Raw genomic sequence first — 16,647 nt, 5'->3', positions numbered from 1 at the left:
CAGGATCTGATTGCTTGAGACTTGAATTTAACACTATCGATCTGGATCGGGATTACGAACGTTGCGTACAGGCGCGCAGGGATGCTTATTTCTGCAGCTTTCATACCCATGACGGTTTTGCCGACTTTATAGACGGTTATCGGGAGCGGATCCGCGAAAGGCTGGGGCAGGCGAAATGGCATTACCTTCATGTCTGGGCGGGTGAACAACTGGTGGGGCAGCTGGAATTTCGCAGCTTTTCCGATGAACCCGAGACTGGCTATGTGCAGCTGATTTATCTGTTCCCCGAATATCGTGGCAGCGGTCTGGCCGCCGAGTTGCAGGCATATATCCGCCAGCAGTTGCTGGGGGCGGGCTGTAGATGGGCCATTCTCTCTGTGAGTCGCACCAATGTGCGGGCCTTAAGCCATTACCGGCGATCTGGCTGGGTATTTCTGCGCCCCAATCCGAAGCATCAGGAGACGGATTTTTATCGGCTGACTATGGCCGATTGACCTCTGTGGTTGCTCCATCTCGTATGTTGGGCTTCGCAGGCTTAGCACCAACCTACCGATTGTGTAGATTGTGGCTTCGCGTAGCGAAGCCCAACGTTAACCGCGTAATCTCTTTTTTCCTCCCCCTCATCCCCAGCCCTTCTCCGCCTTTTCTAATAAACGGGAGAAGGGAGCAATGTCGTCACCGCTGTCCGATTACGCTTCGCCAATCGAATCTGCGTGGCTGGCGATCATATTTCCGGTGCCGCTTTATCCCCTCTCCCTTTGGGAGAGGGCTAGGGTGAGGGTAGCGGGTTGGCACAATGTCCACTTCGTACAATCGGGTAGGGTGCAATGAACGAAGTGAATTGCACCGCTGCTATTTATCTGCCAAAAGGTGTAATGCGCTTCGCTTATTACACCCTACTTACTGTGGTTGCCCCCGGGTATCCCCCCATCTTTTCCATCCCCCAAATGACTGAATCGTGAGTTAAATCCGGTAAATGGGGCGCACTTGAACCACACTTATGGCTCCCATGATTCAGCCTGTGTCGTGAGTGGCTGATACCCGGGGAAACGGTGGTGCGGTGGGGTTCTGGCTGACAGATTTGTTGCGATATGCCAAGGTAGCGCCTCACGATAAAACAGCGATTCCCCGTGGTGGCGCGGGGCAGAAGAATAAGGGTAACCGCTATGGTGCAGGACTGTGACAGGATCAGGATCTCGGATGTCAGCGAAGCCGTGGTACACGGCATTCTGGAGGTGATCAGCGATGGTATCTGGGACTGGAATGCCAATACCGGTTTCGTCTATCGCAACTCCGGCTGGTATCGGATGCTGGGTTATGAGGTCCATAGCCTCGGTAATACCGTTTTCACCTGGGAGCAGGTGATCCACCCCGATGATCTGGCCGCAGTGATGGCGAATTTTGATCTCTGTCTGAGCGGCAATGCCCCTGAATATCGCGCCGAGTATCGGTGCCGCACCCGTGATGGCAGTTATATCTGGATTGAAGATTGCGGTCGGATCATCGAGCGCAACCCCAACGGTTCTGTGGCGCGAATGATCGGCGCTCATCACAATATCCACGCCAGCAAGCTGCTGCTGGATCAGCTGGAGCTGCGCAATCATTCGCTGGCGCAGTTGGTGGCTGAGCGTACCGCCGAGCTGGTGCGGCTGAATGAGGCGCTGCAACAGAAGGTGGAGGAGAATCGCCAGCTGGCGGAGACTGATGCCCTGACCGGTGCCGCCAGCCGCTATCGGCTGGAGCGGGCGTTGCAGCTGGAGTGCGAACGGGCCCGCCGTTTTCATCAGCCTTTTACGGTGATCGCCATGGATGTGGACAACTTCAAGCAGATCAATGACAGCTATGGGCATCACATCGGGGATCAGACCCTGATCAATGTAGTGGCGCGGGTGCGTAGCCATATCCGCGAGATCGATTTGCTTGCCCGCTGGGGCGGCGACGAGTTTATGGTGCTGTTGCCCAACACCGGCCGTGAGGATGCGCTGGTGGTGGCGAGCAAGCTGCAAGCATGGATGGCGATCGATCCCATTTGCCCCCACGGCCCCACCACCATGAGCTTCGGGCTGGCGGAGTATCAGCCGGATGAGCAGAAGGAGAGTTTGATGGTGCGTGCCGATCGGGCGCTCTATCAGGCCAAGCAGTTGGGCAAGAACCAGATCTGCTAACGGCGCTCTCGCCAGTAACTCGCCAGTAAAAAGGGCCGCAGGATAAGATCCTGCGGCCCTTTTGCATTGTTGCTGACGCGGCGCGACTTAGAAGTGGTAGCGCAGGCCCAGCTTGAAGGTATCCAGAGAGTAGTGATCATCACGCAGGGAGACTGCGTTGAACTGACGCTCATAACCGATACCGGCAGAGAAGTGGTCGTTGAAGGCGTAGTCCAGACCCACTTCCAGGTTGGGGTGTACAGTACCCTTGGTGGTGTTTTTGGTCATTTGGACATCGGCAACGTTCATAGAGAACTCGCTTTTGGTGCGAGTGTAAGCGATACCCGGCTTGGCATAGGCGCTGAAGCCCCAGGCCAGCGGCTGGCTCAGCTTGGTTGCCAGGCTGATGCTGCTGGTATCGATACTGGTGTTGGTGGAAAGATCCACACCATTCTTGCTCTGGCTCATGTGCTGACCATGCAAGCCACCTTCAACCGCCAGCCAAGACTTGAAGCTGTAACCCACGATCAGGCTGCCGCCATTGAGCTGGTCATCGATGATGCCGGCATTGCTCAGATCTTTGGCTTGGCCGTCGAGATCCATCTTGGAGGTGGTCAGATCCAGACCTGCATACCAGCCTTCGGCATGAGCGCCGCCATTCATGGCCAGGGCAAGTAGGGAGAAAGCGGCAATTTTATTAAACTTGTTCATGGATAAATAAACCTTATGTTGCGTGAACTGCGTGTGATTTATATTGCTCAATCCATGAAGCTTTTTATATTTCCGTCACATCTCTGTTTCCACAGAGGGGCCGCAGTATAGTCAGCGTATTTATGAATAACAAGAGTGTAATTTCCCCATGCGCCTAAATAATGCTGGCCGCAACTAGGGCTATTTTGTTTAATAAATGGTGTTATTAGAGTTTTAGCTTTATTGAGCTAAAAATAATTAAGTGGCGAGTTGAATGGTTGTCGATGTGTTCTTTTTTGATTCTATGTGATTGATTTTTATCGGTATAAGTTTTTCCTTCGAGTGGAGTCATGTTTAGGTGACCAAAGATGGGCATCTCAGATGCCATTGATAGGTGTGAGTCTCTTTACGGTTGTTTTTTGAGCGCCCCACAAGATGAAACCGTGAGAAAAAAATCTATCTTTTTGCCTGTTTTTTGTTCTTTTTGTGGTTTGGGATTGTTCCCATTGTGATTTGTGGTGGTCTTTTGAGGCTGTTTCTGCGGGTGTTGATGTTGCCCATCAGATGCGCGGGTGGGCTCTTATGGGTTTCTTTTTCTTCACCGAACTGCACTTGTTGGGGCGGGGGCGGGATGTAATGAGCAGATATTGGCAGTGCTGGTCGATTAATTTTGTTGGCTTATATATATAAGCTATTTAAAAGATAACATTTTGGTGTTTTTAATAACTTGTTTATATTGGTTTTGATATTTCATAAAGCTTTTTTAGGCACAATTTTAAATATGTTGTATGCCAAAAATGGGTAATGATGGCCGTTTAGGATACCTTGCCAGAGAGGTCGTGGTGGCTGGCTCATCGGTGGGCGGTGTGTGGCCGGTGACACTTCCCTTGCCGGGGCCCTTGACCTGACCACTGAATTCAGGGAAAAGAAAAAGGCGGTGCTATCAGCGCCGCCCAATGCCAGGAAAGAGAAAAAACCTTACGGTTTAAAATAAAAAAATTTGGAAGCAAACAATCGATTTCTCAACCAGGAAGGGTCTTGAATTCGATACGTTTCGATTATGCGCGATGTTCTATGCAGCACTAGCAAAATGTTTGCGGGTTGAAAGATATGCACTGTCTGGTGTCAGATTTTGCGACCTAGCTGCTTAACTGGTCTGTCCTGATGGGCGTTCTAAGCGGTTTTTTCTCTGGGGTGTTTTTTCGGTGTCAATATCTGCGCCTTGAAGGTAAAAACAGGTCAGAAGCTGACTCGGCATAACCATGCAATGAAAGTGCGATAACAAGGAATAGTGGCATGACCTACAGCCAGACCCTGGCCAACAATATTCTCGACACCCTGAAGAAGACCCTGACCGACAAGGGGATCCGCTATCAGACCCTGGCGGAGGCGATGGGCGTCTCCATCGCGACCGTGAAACGGATGATGAACAAGCCCTCCCTGCCGTTCGATACCCTGCTGGAGATCTGCCATCTGGTGGGGCTCTCGTTCGAGGAGCTGCTGGATCGCACTCAGGACGCCCAGAGCCGCCGCGCCGTCTTCACCCAGGAGCAGGACGAGGCGTTTCACAACGAGCCGGGGCTCTACGCCTTTCTCGCCAATATCTTCTGGCGCGACAAGACGCTGATCGATCTCAAGCGGGAGTACGGCCTGACTGACGCTTCTTGCTACCTCTATCTGCGCAAGCTGGAGAAGCTCGGCATTTTGCAGCTCGGTATCGACAACAGTTACCACTTCCTGATCAGCGAGCGGATCAGCTTCGAGCAGCACAGTCGCTTCGCCCGCCAGCAGGCGCGCCAAGCGATGTCGGTGCTGGGGGAGTATCTGGTGGAGAACATGCACAAGTCGAACAACTATATGGCGCTCTGTCAGCTGCACCTCAACGAGGGGGAGGCAATGGCGCTGATCGACCGGATGAAGGAGTACTGGCATCAGGAGCTCAAGCTCAACCGCCCCGCCATCGGCCAGCGGGAGCATGCCAAGACCTACACCATGTCGCTGCAACTGGCCGACTGCGGCTACCAGAGCTTCGACGACATGATCCCTAATATCGACAACTGATCCCGGCGGATCCTGCGGGATCCGCCTGCCTTGGTTAGCTCGATATCGGCAAGTCAGACCATCTTGCTGCCATCGGTTGCAGCGCCCGTGTATCGAGACAGATACGGATGGCATCCGGTCGCCAGTGTTCGATATCACAATCCACCAGCCCCCCTCGCTCGTCATAGTTGACCCGTACCAGCCGCAGCACCGCGCTCCCCTCCGCCAGATTGAGGGCGCGGGCGATGGCGCCCCGTGCCGCCGAGGGGGTGATCTCGAGGCTGGCGCCACCCTGGCCTATGCCATAGCGCTGTTGATAGAGCTCGGTGAGGGAGCTCGCCAGCGGTGCACTGGCGATATCGGGAAAGCGGCTGGCCAGCAGGTGATGGCTGACGTGCAGCACCGGGCGACCGTCGATCAGCCGCTGGCGGCGGATTTCGTAGAGCGGGGTAAAGGGCGCAAGCCCCATCCAGCGGCACAGTTCGCTGCTGGCAAGCTCGCTGCCGTGGGCCAGCACCCGGGTTTCGGCGGTGCGTTGCTGCTCGCCGATCCACTGGTGAAAGTGGGTGTGTATGGCGGGATCGTAGGTGAGGCGGGGCGGTGCCACAAACCAGCCACGCCGCTCGGCCCGGTAGATAAGGCCATCCGCTTCGAGGCTGGAGAGCGCCTCCTTGATAGTGATGCGGGTGGTGGCGAAGCGCTCGCTGAGCGCCCGTTCGGCGGGCAACTGCTGCCCGGCCCCCAGCTGGCCGCTGCCGATATAGCGGCGTAGGGTCTGGCAAATCTGTTCGCACTTGGAGGAAGAGCGGCCATCGGCCATGCTCTGTTCGTTCAGTCTCTGCTCGCTCAATCTCGGCTCGGTCACACTCTTATCCCTGTTGCTTATTCAGAAGGCGGGTGGCTGGCCAATCCCTTGCTGGAGTAGTCCAGCCTCACTCGGGTTCAGAGTTGTAACCGCGCTGGATGACAGCGGCGTGACAGGGTGATTGTCATCAAACTGCCATCAAAGCGCCCCGCCACCGTCATATTTCCCCTCTAGCATCCCTCTCGAACCTTAACTGACCTAGTCCAGAGGGATGGGATGATGAAAAGCGTGATCGCAAGTGCACTGGCCATGGTGGCCATCAGCCAACCACTTTTTGCAGCCGAAAATATCGCGGATCTCGAAAAGGCCGCCCGTGGCGAAGGGCAACTCAGCAGTATCGGCATGCCCGACAGCTGGGCCAACTGGAAGGATACCTGGCAACAGCTGGGCAGCATCTACGGCATCAAGCATCAGGATACCGACATGAGCTCGGCGCAGGAGATCGCCAAGTTTGCCGCCGAGAAGGCCAACGCCACCGCCGACATCGGCGATGTGGGCGGCGCCTTCGGTCCGGTGGCGGTCAAGCAGGGGGTCACTCAGCCCTACAAGCCCTCCACCTGGGCCGATATTCCCAACTGGGCCAAGGATGCGGACGGTCACTGGATGCTGGCCTATACCGGCACCATCGCCTTCCTGATCAACAAGGATCTGGTCAAGGCGGCCCCCACCAGCTGGCAATCTCTGCTGGGTGGCGACTACAAGGTGACCCTGGGTGATGTGGGCGTGGCCTCTCAGGCCAACAACGGCGTGCTGGCGGCGGCTTATGCCACCGGCGGCAGCGAGAAGAACCTCAAGCCCGCGCTGGATCTGTTCGGCCAGCTGGCCAAGCAGGGTCGCCTGTCGCTGAACGACCCGACCATCGCCAATATCGAGAAGGGCGAAGTGGAAGTAGGGGTGCTGTGGGACTTTAACGCCCTCAACTACCGCGACCAGATCGATCCCAAGAAGTTTGAGGTAGTGATCCCGAGCGACGGCTCCGTCATCGCCGGTTACACCACCATCATTAACAAGTGGGCCAAGAACCCCAACGCCGCCAAGCTGGCGCGGGAATACATCCTCTCCGATGCCGGTCAAATCAACCTGGCCCGTGGCTATGCCCGCCCCATCCGCGGCAACGTGACCCTGCCGGATGACGTGAAGGCCAAGCTGCTGCCAGCCGAGCAGTATGCCAATGCCAAGCCGGTCAGCGACCATGCGGCTTGGGAGCAGAGCTCCAAAGCCTTGCCGCGTCAGTGGCAAGAAGCCGTCATGATCAACATGCAGTAAGGGAATCCAGTGCAACACAAGGTGATAGTGGTACTTGTGGATGGTCTGGCAGCCGAGGTAGCCCACACCATGGGCTACCTCGCAGGTATGGTGGAGGCGGGGCGGGGCCTGCATACGACCCTGAACTCTGCCCTACCGTCTCTCTCCCGACCCCTCTACGAGTGCATCCTGACCGGCGTGCCGCCGGTGGTAAGCGGCATCACCCACAACGGGGTGAGTCGCTTGAGCCAGCACGACGCCATCTTCCATCTGGCCCGCGCCGCGGGTAAACGTACCGCAGCGGCGGCCTATTACTGGGTGAGCGAACTCTACAACCGCAGCCCCTGGCTGGCGGCCCGGGATCGCTTTACTCACGATGAGCAGCTGCCCATTCAGCACGGCTGCTTCTACTGGGATGACGCCTACCCCGACAGCCATCTGCTGATGGATGGCGAATGGCTGCGCAGCCAGTACGATCCCGATTTTCTGCTGATCCACCCGATGGGGGTGGATGACGCCGGCCACAAGTTTGGCCTCGATTCGCGCCAGTACCGCAATCAGGCGCGCCGCATGGATAGCTTGCTGGCCGATCTGCTGCCCCAGTGGCTGGCGGAGGGGTATCAGGTGGTGATCACCTCGGATCACGGCATGAACAACGATCTGAGCCACGGCGGCACACTGCCCGAGGAGCGCACCGTGCCGCTCTGGCTGTTTGGCGATGCCTTTATCGAGCGCTGGCCGGATGGGGTGGCGATTGCCCAGACCCAGCTCTGCGCCCTGATGGCGGATCTGCTGGGGGTTTCCCACGACAAGCCGGCTGCGCCACCGCTGCTCAAGGCCGCCTTTATGCGCGAGGTGCATTGATGATGCCTGCAACCACCGAGATCCTCGTGGATCAACCCGTGGTAACCCGGCGCAAGGCGCGCCGTCACTGGCTGCCCGCGCTGGTGCTGCTGCCGTTTGTCCTGTTGATGATCCTGTTCCAGCTCGCCCCCATGGTGTGGGTGCTGGTGGGCAGTTTCCAGACCCCCGATGGCTGGGGCCTCGACTACTACCGGGAGATCCTTAGCTCCCCCTTCTACCTGCAATCGTTCGGCAACTCCCTGCGCATCGCCGGTATCGCCAGTCTGGCGGGGCTTGCCATCGGTACTCTGGGGGCGGCGGCGCTGCGTCACAGCGGTGAGCGGGTCAAGCGAGCTCTGTTGGCGTTTGTCACCATGACCAGCAACTTCAGCGGGGTGCCGCTGGCGTTCGCCTTCATCATCATTCTCGGCATCAACGGCGCCGTTACCCTGCTGCTGAAATCCTGGGGCTGGATCGACGGCTTCAACCTCTACTCGGGGTCGGGCCTCATCCTCATCTACACCTACTTCCAGATCCCGCTCGCCTTGCTGCTGCTCTATCCGGCGTTTGATGCCTTGCAGGATGAGTGGCCGCAGGCCGCCGCGCTGCTGGGGGCGAGCAAGGGGCAGTATGTGTGGCATGTGGCGCTGCCGGTGCTCACGCCCGCCCTGCTCGGCACCCTGATCATCTTGTTTGCCAACGCGGTGGGGGCCTATGCCTCCGCCTACGCCCTCACTACCGGCAACTTCAATCTGGTGACTATCCGGGTGGCCAGTCTGGTCTCTGGCGATATCTTCCTCGAGCCCAATATGGCGGCGGCGCTGGCGGTGATCCTGATGGTGCTGCTGGGGGTAGTGACGGCCGCCAACCAGTGGCTGCTGAAAAAGAGCTATGTGAACAAGGGGCAATCCCATGCATGATTTGCAACCGCGCTGGCCCAAGTGGATGCTGGTGGCGCTGGTCGCCACCCTGCTGCTGCCGCTGCTGGCCACCTTTCTCTACTCCATCTCCACCCGCTGGGGGGCGACCCTGCTGCCGGATGGCTTCACCCTCGACTGGTATCTCAAGCTGTGGGGCGACCCGCGCTTTCTCGCGGCGTTTGGCCGCAGTCTGCTGGTCTGCTTCGCCACCCTGCTGCTGGGCACGCTAGTGCTGGTGCCGACCGTGCTGGTGGTGGCCTATTACTTCCCAAAGCTGGATCCCTGGATGAACCTGCTGATCCTGCTCCCCTTTGCGGTGCCGCCGGTGGTCTCGTCGGTGGGGCTGCTGCAGATCTACGCCGACGGCCCGCTGCCGATTATCGGCACGCCGTGGATCCTGATCGGCACCTGGTTCACCGTGGTGCTCCCCTTCATGTACCGGGCGCTGGCCAACAGCCTGCAAGGGGTACCGCTCAGGGATTTGATGGATGCTGCCCATCTGCTGGGGGCAAGTAGTCGCCGCGCCTTTCTGCTGGTGGTGATCCCCTGTCTGCGCAAGGGGCTGCTGGCGGCGCTGTTTCTCTCCCTCTCCTTCCTGCTCGGCGAGTTCGTGTTTGCCAACATGCTGGTGGGCACCCGTTACGAGACCCTGCAGGTCTACCTCTACAACATGCGTGCCACCTCGGGCCACTTCACCAGTGCGCTGGTGATGAGCTACTTCCTGCTGACCCTGCTGCTTACTTGGGCGGCCAACAGATTTCATCGGTGATCCAAGATGTTTCATTTAGAAGTCAATCAGTTGCACAAATCATATGGCGATACTCCGGTGTTCGAGGGGATCGAGTTCGGCATTCGCAAGGGGGAGCTGGTGACCCTGCTCGGCCCCTCCGGTTGCGGCAAATCGACCCTGCTACGGGCGCTGGCCGGGCTCACCCCGGTGGATGGCGGTCAGGTGCGGGTGGCCGGAGAAGACATTACCTGGCAGGCGCCCCAGAAGCGGGGCATCGGCATGGTGTTCCAGAGCTATGCGCTGTTCCCCAACATGACGGTGTGGGACAACGTCGCCTTCGGCCTCAAGATGAAACCCCAGCCGGGGCGGGAGCTGGCGGCCAGCGTGCAGGAGGCATTGGAGTTGGTTGAGCTGACCGGCTTTGAGCGCCGCTATCCGGGTGAGCTCTCCGGCGGTCAGCGCCAGCGGGTGGCGCTGGCCCGGGCTCTGGTGGTGCGGCCAAGGATCCTGCTGCTGGACGAACCGCTCTCGGCGCTGGATGCCCGCATTCGCCGCAGCCTGCGCCAGCAGATCCGCGAGATCCAGCAGCGCCTTGAGCTCACCACCATCTTCGTGACCCACGATCAGGAGGAGGCGCTCACCATGTCGGATCGGATCTTCCTGATGAACAAGGGATCCATCGTGCAGAGCGGTACGCCGGAGCAGATCTACACCCGCCCCGCCAGCGAGTTTGTGGCGAGCTTTATCGGCAACTACAACCTGCTCGGCGCAGAGCAGGGCAAGTCGCTGTTCGGCCCCCGTTTTCAGGGCAAGCTGGCGCTGCGGCCAGAATCCATCACCCTGTTGCCCGCCGGGGCGACCAGCAGCGAGCCCAGCCTGCCCGGCATCATTCGCCAGCAACAGTTGCTCGGCAACGTCATCCGCTATCAGGTGGAGTGCGAGGCGGGACTGTTGACGGTGGATTGCCTCAACCGCTCTGCCAGCGATCTGCTGGCCACCGGCAGTGCCGTGACCCTGGCGGTGGCCCGGGATCAACTCTGTGAGGTAGCATGATGCCTCGTTTCATTTTCGTTGTTACCGCAAGGAGCTCTCATGGCACTGGCACTGTTTGATCTGGACGAGACCCTGATTGCCGGGGATTCCGCCAGCCTCTGGCTGGAGTACATGGTGGCCGGGGAGCTGGCCCCGGCGGACATGATTGCCGAAGAGCAGGGGATGATGTCCCTCTACCATCAGGGCAAGATGGACATGCACCAGTACATGGCTTTCACCCTGCAGCCGCTGGCAGGCAAATCGCGCCAGTGGCTCAGCCAGCAGTGCTACCACTTTGCCGAGCAGGTGCTGCGCGAGCGCCTCTACCCCGAGGGGCTGGCGCGTATCGAATGGCATCGGGAGCGGGGCGACGAGCTGGTGCTGATCTCTGCCTCCGGCGAGCATCTGGTGGCCCCCATGGCGCAGATGCTGGGAATGGATCACTGCGTCGCCATCCTGCTCGATGAGGAGGAGGGGGTGCTGACCGGCCAGACCCGCGGCACCCTCAGCTTTCGCGAAGGCAAGGTGGCGCGCATCAACCAGCTGTTTGCCGGGCAGGAGCAGATCTGGCAGGGGAGCTTTGGTTACAGCGACTCCCACAACGATCTGCCGATGCTGCGGGCGGTGACCCATCCTCATGCGGTCAATCCGGCCCCCGCGCTGCGCCAGCAGGCTGGGGAGCTGGGCTGGCCGGTGTGGGAGTGGCAGCGCTGAGTCGAGCGATCAAACACGCTTAAAAGCGGCAAGAAAAAACAGACAAAAAAAGAGAGAGGCGATTGCCTCTCTCATCGTTTCCATGTCCCTATGGCGATCACTTTCTACTGATGGGCCCGCTGTCGGGTCTGATCAAAGTGAGAAGGGGGATCCTCTTCCAGCGGATCGCTGACCCGGATCTGGGGGAAGCAGAGGCGGTTTTTCCCCTCCCGTTTGGCCTGATAAACCCCGCTATCGGCCAGTTCTACCAGCTCCTTGGCCGAGAGCCCCGAGTGACTGATGGCCACCCCGCCGCTGATGGTAATGCTGAGGTCGGGTTCGCGCCATTCCAGCTGCTCGACCGCGATTCTGAAGGTCTCCAGCAGGGAGGCGACCTCGTTCATTTTCATCTCCAGCCGGAAGATCAGCACCAGCTCCTCGCCGCCGTAGCGGCAGAACCAGCCCCAGTCGTGGAACAGATTCATGCCCAGCTTGCTCACCCGCTTGAGCACCACGTCCCCCGCCTGATGGCCATAGGTATCGTTGACCCGTTTAAAGTCATCCAGATCGAACATCACCACCCCGAAAGGTGCGCCACTGCTGCTCTGCTTTTGCAGGCACTCGTCGAAGAAGCGGCGGTTGTAGAGGCCGGTGAGTTTGTCCTGATTGGCTTGCAGACGCACATCAGCAACCTCTTTGCTGGCGGCTGCCATCTCGGCGTAAATAGCCGATAGCTCACTCATCTGGTGTTCCGGTACGCGTTGGTCGCCATTAAAACTGACCCGGATCATGCCACTTATCTCCTGCAGCATGCGGCGGAAGTAACGTGACCAGCGCAGCGCCAGCAGCAGATAGAGGATGGAGGCGAGCGCTATCATGGCGAGCACGTTGAGGGATACGTTGTCGATTATCTGATTGAGGCCCGCGGTTGGGATCACGCTAAGCAGGATCCAGCGCTGCTCCGGGATGCGGTCGTAGGAGACCATCATGCCGCTGGCATCATCGAGGAAGAACCCCTGCGGCTGTTGCATCTGTGTCAGCCAGTCGGGGTGGGCGAGGGGTTTGAAGACCTGCTCGCGATCCGGATGGGCCAGCACCAGCCCGTCATGATTGAGCAGGATCTGATAGCCCGCCCCCAGATGGTGGGACTCATCATGCTTGTTGTTGAGCCAGCTGGCGAGGGGGGTTAGTTGGGTATCCAGCGAGAGCACACCGACCCGCTTGCCGTCAGGATCCTCGATCACCCTTGCCAGCGCTATGGTGAGGGTGCCAAGGGTGTAGTCGTAATAGGGATCAGTCCAGACCATCTTGCCGGGGTTGTTGGCGGCCAGCAGATACCAGGGACGGGTTCTGGGATCGAAGTTCTCATCGGCCTGCCAGGAGGGGTGGATCAGCATCTTGCGTTGTTCGGTGCCGACATAGACGTAATCGAGCTCCATCACCTTGTGATAGGCCTGCCACTGCTGCAGGTAGCGCTCGCCGTTGCGGATTTGCGGGCCGCTGAAGTCCTGATAATTTACCTGCTGATAAATGAGCGTAAACTGGCGTTTGAGTGTCGCCAGATAGGGTTCGATCAGGGTGTGGAAATACTGGGTATTACGAGCAATCAGGTTCTGTTGCTGCTCGTAATGCAGGGTGCGCTTCATATGCAGGTAGTAGATGCTGCCAAGCAGCAAGACCGGAATAAAGAGCAACAGGAGGCCCAGCCGCATGCGGGTGATCAAAGACCAAGTGTTCTTGGGCTTGCCGGGGGACATGAACAGATCCTTTTCGTCTCGGGTGACACCAGCATATATGATGCGGTGCGGCGCGTCTAAAGGCAGAAAATGAGATTTTTCCGATGCTGAACCACACTCTGCTCGCAATGGCTCACTACGGCAGCATAGCTGTGCTGATCCTGGCCCTCTGTGTCGAATATCTGATCTTTCGTCGCGGCCTGAATATGGTGCGGGTGCGCCGTCTGCTGCTGGCAGATGGGGTGGCGGCGCTGGCGCTCTTCTCCATCTTTGCCACCGGTTGTCTGCTGGCCCACGAGCATGCCAGTTCGGTGGCGCAGATCTTTGCCCATCCTGTCCACGGCCTCAAAATGGGGCTGTTTCTGCTGATTGTCTGCTCCCTCGATTACCCCAGCCGACTCTTCTATCGTTGGCGTCGCGCCCTGCGTCTGGGCAAGGCGCCGATGATCTCCATCCAGCAGCACTTTCGGGTGGTGTGGATCCTGCGGGGCAATCTGGTGCTGGTCGCCCTGCTGGCTGTGCTGACCAAGCCGCCCCTGCTGTGACCTGTGGTGAGAGGGTTGCAGTGAAGAGATCGGAAACAAGAGAGTGGAGACAAGAGGGTAGAGAGACGGGTATCTTGGATCGGATAACCCGTCACGCGCCAATTTAAGGAAGAATCGCCATGCGCTCCAATCTGATGTTGCTGATGGCTGCCACCATCTGGGGTATGGGCTTTGTCGCCCAGCGCCTCGGGATGGATCACATGGGGCCCTATACCTTCAATGGCCTGCGCTTTCTGCTCGGTGCCCTCTCCCTGCTGCCGCTGCTCTGGTGGCTCAAATCCCGACAACCGGTTGCCGTCGCGGGCGACCATCGCCAACTGCTGACCGGTGGCGTATTGGCCGGGCTGGTGCTGTTCTGCGCCGCCTCCCTGCAGCAGGTGGGGCTGCTCTATACCACAGCTGCCAAGGCCGGTTTTATCACTGGGCTCTACATCATTCTGGTGCCCGTGCTGGGGCTGCTGCTGCGCCACAAGAGCGGGCTCAATACCTGGATTGGTGCCCTGATCGCGCTGAGCGGCCTCTATGTGCTGAGCGTCACCGACGAGTTCACCATCGGCTTTGGTGATCTGCTGCAGGTGGCCGGCGCCCTGTTCTGGGCCATTCATCTGCTGCTGGTGGATCACTACTCCAATCGGGTCGCCCCCATCAAGTTGGCCGGAGTGCAGTTCGTGGTCTGCGGCCTGCTCAGCCTGGCCGCCGCTTTTGTCATCGAAACCCCGACTGTGGGTGGCGCTGTGGCCGGTTGGCAGGCGCTGCTCTATGCCGGGCTGGTGTCGGTCGGGGTCGGTTATACCCTGCAGGTAGTGGGGCAGCGGGGTGCCCATCCGGCCCACGCCGCCATCATCCTCAGTCTGGAGACCGTGTTTGCCGCCGTGGGTGGCGTGTTGCTGCTGGGTGAGACGCTGGACGAGCGCGCTATCGCCGGTTGTGCCCTGATGCTGGCGGGGATGCTCATCTCCCAAATCCGCTTGAGATGGTGGTGGAAGTCGCGCCGCGACAAGGTGCCGCAGGCCAAATAAATCGCGCTCTGCCCGCATCACAAAAACGCCCCGACAGTCGGGGCGTTTTGCATGGTGGCGGTTCGGATCAGGGGCGCTGATCCAGCTCGCGCTCCAGTTCCACGGCCTTCTGGCGGGCCGGATGGGTATTGAGGCGCTGCCAGTAGGCTTGCAGGTGCGGGAAGTGGGCCAGCTGGCCGCTTTGCGCCAGCAGGTCCACCAGGAAGGAGTTCATGATGTCGGCGCCGGAGAGGCGCTCCCCCACCAGATAGTGGCGGGTTGCCAGTACATCGTTGAGGTAGCCCAGCACCTTGGCACACTCCGCCTTGGCATAGTCCGGCAGGAAGTGCATCGGGCTGCCATCCTTGCGCACGAACATGTCGAGAAGCAGCGGCAAGATGCCCGAGCTCTCGGCAAAGTGGAGCCACTGCAGGTACTCGGGGTACTCGGGGCTATCTGGTGCCGGTGCCAGCCGTTCGGCGGCATGACGGGCAATCAGGTACTCGGTGATGGCGCCCGATTCGGCCAGTACCCTGCCGTCGAACTCGATGACCGGCGACTTGCCGAGGGGGTGGATGGCCTTGAGCTCGGGCGGCGCCAGAAAGGTGGTGGCATCGCGCTGATACGCCTTGATCTCATAAGGTTGGCCCAGCTCTTCGAGCAGCCAGATGATGCGTTGGGAGCGGGATTTGTTCAGGTGGTGCAGGACTATCATAACGACCTCGATTCGGTGGCAGGATACGATATACGAGCGGGCGAGAGGCGCGGTTCACCGGTAGCTAAAAAAGAGCGGGCTGATGCCCGCTCGCTCAACGCCTGACTTAGGCCGCCAGCGCCTGATCCAGATCCGCCAGTATGTCCTCGATCGCTTCGATCCCCACCGACAGCCGGATCATCTCCGGCTTGACCCCGGCCCTGGCCTGTTCCTCCTCGCTCAACTGGCGATGGGTGGTGGAGGCCGGGTGGCAGGCCAGCGACTTGGCGTCGCCGATATTGACCAGCCGCTTGAAGATCTTCAGCGCATCGTAGAAACGCACGCCCGCTTCATAGCCATCCTTCAGACCGAACGAAAGGATGGCCGAGGGGCGACCGGCCATGTACTTCTCCGCCAGCAGATAGTGCGGGTGACCCGGCAGACCGGCGTAGCTGACCCAGGCCACCTTGGGGTGATGCTTGAGGTGGTGGGCGACCCGCAGGGCGTTATCCACGTGGCGCTCCATACGCAGGCTCAGAGTTTCCAATCCCTGCAGCAGCAGGAAGGCGTTCATCGGCGCCAGCGCCGCGCCGGTATTGCGCAGCGGCACGGTACGTACCCGCCCGATAAAGGCGGCGGGGCCAAAGGCCTCGGTGTAGACCACCCCGTGGTAGGAGGGCTCGGGTTTGGTCAGTTGGGGGAAGCGCTCGGCGTGATCCGCCCAAGGGAACTTGCCCGAGTCGACCACCACGCCACCCAGCGAGTTGCCGTGGCCGCCGACATATTTGGTCAGGCTGTGCACCACGATATCGGCGCCGTGTTCGATGGGTTTGCACAGCACCGGCGTGGCGACCGTGTTGTCGACAATCAGCGGCACGCCACGGGCGTGGGCTGCCTTGGCCAGCGCAGCCAGATCGACGATATTGCCCGCCGGGTTGCCGATGCTCTCGCAGTAGACCGCCTTGGTCTTGTCGTCGATAAGGGCGGCGATGGCCTCGGCGCTGTCATCCTTGGCGAAGCGCACCTCGACCCCGAAACTCGGCAGCATGTGGGCGAACAAGGTGTAGGTGCCGCCATAGAGCTGGGGGGTGGAGACGATGTTGTCACCGGCGGCGGTCAGCGCCTGAATGGCGTAGGTGATGGCGGCGGAACCTGCCGAGACCACCAGCGCGGCGATGCCCCCTTCCAGCGCGGCCATTCGCTGTTCCAGCACATCGTTGGTGGGGTTCATGATGCGGGTGTAGATGTTGCCCGGCACCGCCAGATTGAACAGATCCGCCCCGTGCTGGGCGCTCTCGAACTCGTAGGCCACCGTCTGGTAGATGGGCACGGCGACCGCCTTGGTGGTGGGGTCGCTGGAAAAGCCGTGGTGCAGGGCCAGGGTCGCATCTTTCATCACACACTCCTTGTTGGATGTTGCTTGGCGCAGTTATAGCTGAGCCGTTATAGATGGATAGACGTCCAATCTATCA

At 59.5% G+C, this 16,647-nt stretch carries 16 protein-coding genes; 11 read left to right on the top strand and 5 right to left on the bottom strand.

The annotated features are described in order from the left end of the window. Positions 1–14: 14 nt before the first annotated feature. Together ACY8FN_RS01935 and ACY8FN_RS01930 are read left to right on the top strand one after the other, a co-directional pair. Positions 15–494 (top strand): GNAT family N-acetyltransferase, encoded by a 480-nt coding sequence (locus ACY8FN_RS01935; protein ID WP_463099101.1) that lies wholly within the window; start codon positions 15–17, stop codon positions 492–494. 672 nt (positions 495–1,166) lie between these two features. Further along, positions 1,167–2,165, top strand: coding sequence for a sensor domain-containing diguanylate cyclase (locus ACY8FN_RS01930; protein WP_463099100.1), 999 nt, complete (start codon positions 1,167–1,169; stop codon positions 2,163–2,165). A gap of 87 nt (positions 2,166–2,252) precedes the next feature. Here the strand turns inward: ACY8FN_RS01930 and ACY8FN_RS01925 are convergent, their stop codons facing one another. Continuing rightward, on the bottom strand, positions 2,253–2,855 hold the full coding sequence (locus ACY8FN_RS01925; RefSeq protein ID WP_463099099.1) for a porin family protein: 603 nt from the start codon (positions 2,853–2,855) through the stop codon (positions 2,253–2,255). A 1,275-nt stretch (positions 2,856–4,130) separates the two neighbouring features. On the opposite strand from ACY8FN_RS01925, the gene ACY8FN_RS01920 reads away from it, so the two are divergent. Beyond that, positions 4,131–4,895: a helix-turn-helix domain-containing protein gene (locus ACY8FN_RS01920; protein ID WP_098971793.1), complete on the top strand. Its 765-nt coding sequence runs from the start codon at positions 4,131–4,133 to the stop codon at positions 4,893–4,895. A gap of 34 nt (positions 4,896–4,929) precedes the next feature. On the opposite strand, the gene ACY8FN_RS01915 is transcribed toward ACY8FN_RS01920, so the two are convergent. Then, entirely contained in the window at positions 4,930–5,694 is a 765-nt protein-coding gene (locus ACY8FN_RS01915; RefSeq protein WP_463101119.1) for a UTRA domain-containing protein, read from the bottom strand. A gap of 264 nt (positions 5,695–5,958) precedes the next feature. On the opposite strand from ACY8FN_RS01915, the gene ACY8FN_RS01910 reads away from it, so the two are divergent. From ACY8FN_RS01910 to ACY8FN_RS01885, 6 genes are read left to right on the top strand one after another with little or no spacing between them, the layout of a single operon-like run. Continuing rightward, complete coding sequence (locus tag ACY8FN_RS01910; RefSeq protein WP_463099098.1) at positions 5,959–7,005, top strand: ABC transporter substrate-binding protein; 1,047 nt, start codon at positions 5,959–5,961, stop codon at positions 7,003–7,005. 9 nt (positions 7,006–7,014) lie between these two features. Beyond that, on the top strand, positions 7,015–7,848 hold the full coding sequence (locus tag ACY8FN_RS01905; RefSeq protein WP_463099097.1) for an alkaline phosphatase family protein: 834 nt from the start codon (positions 7,015–7,017) through the stop codon (positions 7,846–7,848). Then, on the top strand, positions 7,848–8,747 hold the full coding sequence (locus ACY8FN_RS01900) for an ABC transporter permease (RefSeq protein WP_463099096.1): 900 nt from the start codon (positions 7,848–7,850) through the stop codon (positions 8,745–8,747). The genes ACY8FN_RS01905 and ACY8FN_RS01900 overlap by 1 nt, the downstream gene beginning before the upstream one ends. Further along, positions 8,740–9,516 (top strand): ABC transporter permease, encoded by a 777-nt coding sequence (locus ACY8FN_RS01895; protein ID WP_463099095.1) that lies wholly within the window; start codon positions 8,740–8,742, stop codon positions 9,514–9,516. Before ACY8FN_RS01900 ends, ACY8FN_RS01895 begins: the two co-directional genes overlap by 8 nt. A gap of 6 nt (positions 9,517–9,522) precedes the next feature. Then, entirely contained in the window at positions 9,523–10,530 is a 1,008-nt protein-coding gene (locus ACY8FN_RS01890; RefSeq protein ID WP_463099094.1) for an ABC transporter ATP-binding protein, read from the top strand. Between the two features lie 39 nt (positions 10,531–10,569). Beyond that, entirely contained in the window at positions 10,570–11,223 is a 654-nt protein-coding gene (locus ACY8FN_RS01885) for an HAD family hydrolase (protein ID WP_463099093.1), read from the top strand. A gap of 104 nt (positions 11,224–11,327) precedes the next feature. Here the strand turns inward: ACY8FN_RS01885 and ACY8FN_RS01880 are convergent, their stop codons facing one another. Beyond that, complete coding sequence (locus tag ACY8FN_RS01880) at positions 11,328–12,959, bottom strand: sensor domain-containing diguanylate cyclase (RefSeq protein ID WP_463099092.1); 1,632 nt, start codon at positions 12,957–12,959, stop codon at positions 11,328–11,330. 83 nt (positions 12,960–13,042) lie between these two features. Here ACY8FN_RS01880 and ACY8FN_RS01875 point away from each other — a divergent pair, with 83 nt between their 5' ends. Beyond that, complete coding sequence (locus ACY8FN_RS01875) at positions 13,043–13,483, top strand: DUF2214 family protein (protein ID WP_058053513.1); 441 nt, start codon at positions 13,043–13,045, stop codon at positions 13,481–13,483. Between the two features lie 119 nt (positions 13,484–13,602). Continuing rightward, entirely contained in the window at positions 13,603–14,502 is a 900-nt protein-coding gene (locus ACY8FN_RS01870) for a DMT family transporter (protein ID WP_463099091.1), read from the top strand. Positions 14,503–14,569: 67 nt separating this feature from the next. Here the strand turns inward: ACY8FN_RS01870 and ACY8FN_RS01865 are convergent, their stop codons facing one another. Continuing rightward, on the bottom strand, positions 14,570–15,196 hold the full coding sequence (locus ACY8FN_RS01865) for a glutathione S-transferase family protein (RefSeq protein WP_463099090.1): 627 nt from the start codon (positions 15,194–15,196) through the stop codon (positions 14,570–14,572). 106 nt (positions 15,197–15,302) lie between these two features. Continuing rightward, complete coding sequence (locus ACY8FN_RS01860; protein ID WP_463099089.1) at positions 15,303–16,571, bottom strand: O-acetylhomoserine aminocarboxypropyltransferase/cysteine synthase family protein; 1,269 nt, start codon at positions 16,569–16,571, stop codon at positions 15,303–15,305. Between the last annotated feature and the right edge of the window lie 76 nt (positions 16,572–16,647).

The organism is Aeromonas sp. 160P (assembly GCF_055193095.1).
Note: the sequence above shows the minus strand (reverse complement) of the source record. Positions and strands in the feature narration are given on the sequence as shown.

Excerpts from the sequence above, each read along its gene's own strand:
- ACY8FN_RS01930 (WP_463099100.1), top strand. The coding sequence starts at position 1,167 with ATGGTGCAGGACTGTGACAGGATCAGGATCTCGGATGTCAGCGAAGCC.
- ACY8FN_RS01925 (WP_463099099.1), bottom strand. The coding sequence starts at position 2,855 with ATGAACAAGTTTAATAAAATTGCCGCTTTCTCCCTACTTGCCCTGGCC.
- ACY8FN_RS01920 (WP_098971793.1), top strand. The coding sequence starts at position 4,131 with ATGACCTACAGCCAGACCCTGGCCAACAATATTCTCGACACCCTGAAG.
- ACY8FN_RS01915 (WP_463101119.1), bottom strand. The coding sequence starts at position 5,694 with ATGGCCGATGGCCGCTCTTCCTCCAAGTGCGAACAGATTTGCCAGACC.
- ACY8FN_RS01910 (WP_463099098.1), top strand. The coding sequence starts at position 5,959 with ATGAAAAGCGTGATCGCAAGTGCACTGGCCATGGTGGCCATCAGCCAA.
- ACY8FN_RS01900 (WP_463099096.1), top strand. The coding sequence starts at position 7,848 with ATGATGCCTGCAACCACCGAGATCCTCGTGGATCAACCCGTGGTAACC.
- ACY8FN_RS01895 (WP_463099095.1), top strand. The coding sequence starts at position 8,740 with ATGCATGATTTGCAACCGCGCTGGCCCAAGTGGATGCTGGTGGCGCTG.
- ACY8FN_RS01890 (WP_463099094.1), top strand. The coding sequence starts at position 9,523 with ATGTTTCATTTAGAAGTCAATCAGTTGCACAAATCATATGGCGATACT.
- ACY8FN_RS01885 (WP_463099093.1), top strand. The coding sequence starts at position 10,570 with ATGGCACTGGCACTGTTTGATCTGGACGAGACCCTGATTGCCGGGGAT.
- ACY8FN_RS01880 (WP_463099092.1), bottom strand. The coding sequence starts at position 12,959 with ATGTCCCCCGGCAAGCCCAAGAACACTTGGTCTTTGATCACCCGCATG.
- ACY8FN_RS01875 (WP_058053513.1), top strand. The coding sequence starts at position 13,043 with ATGCTGAACCACACTCTGCTCGCAATGGCTCACTACGGCAGCATAGCT.
- ACY8FN_RS01870 (WP_463099091.1), top strand. The coding sequence starts at position 13,603 with ATGCGCTCCAATCTGATGTTGCTGATGGCTGCCACCATCTGGGGTATG.
- ACY8FN_RS01865 (WP_463099090.1), bottom strand. The coding sequence starts at position 15,196 with ATGATAGTCCTGCACCACCTGAACAAATCCCGCTCCCAACGCATCATC.
- ACY8FN_RS01860 (WP_463099089.1), bottom strand. The coding sequence starts at position 16,571 with ATGAAAGATGCGACCCTGGCCCTGCACCACGGCTTTTCCAGCGACCCC.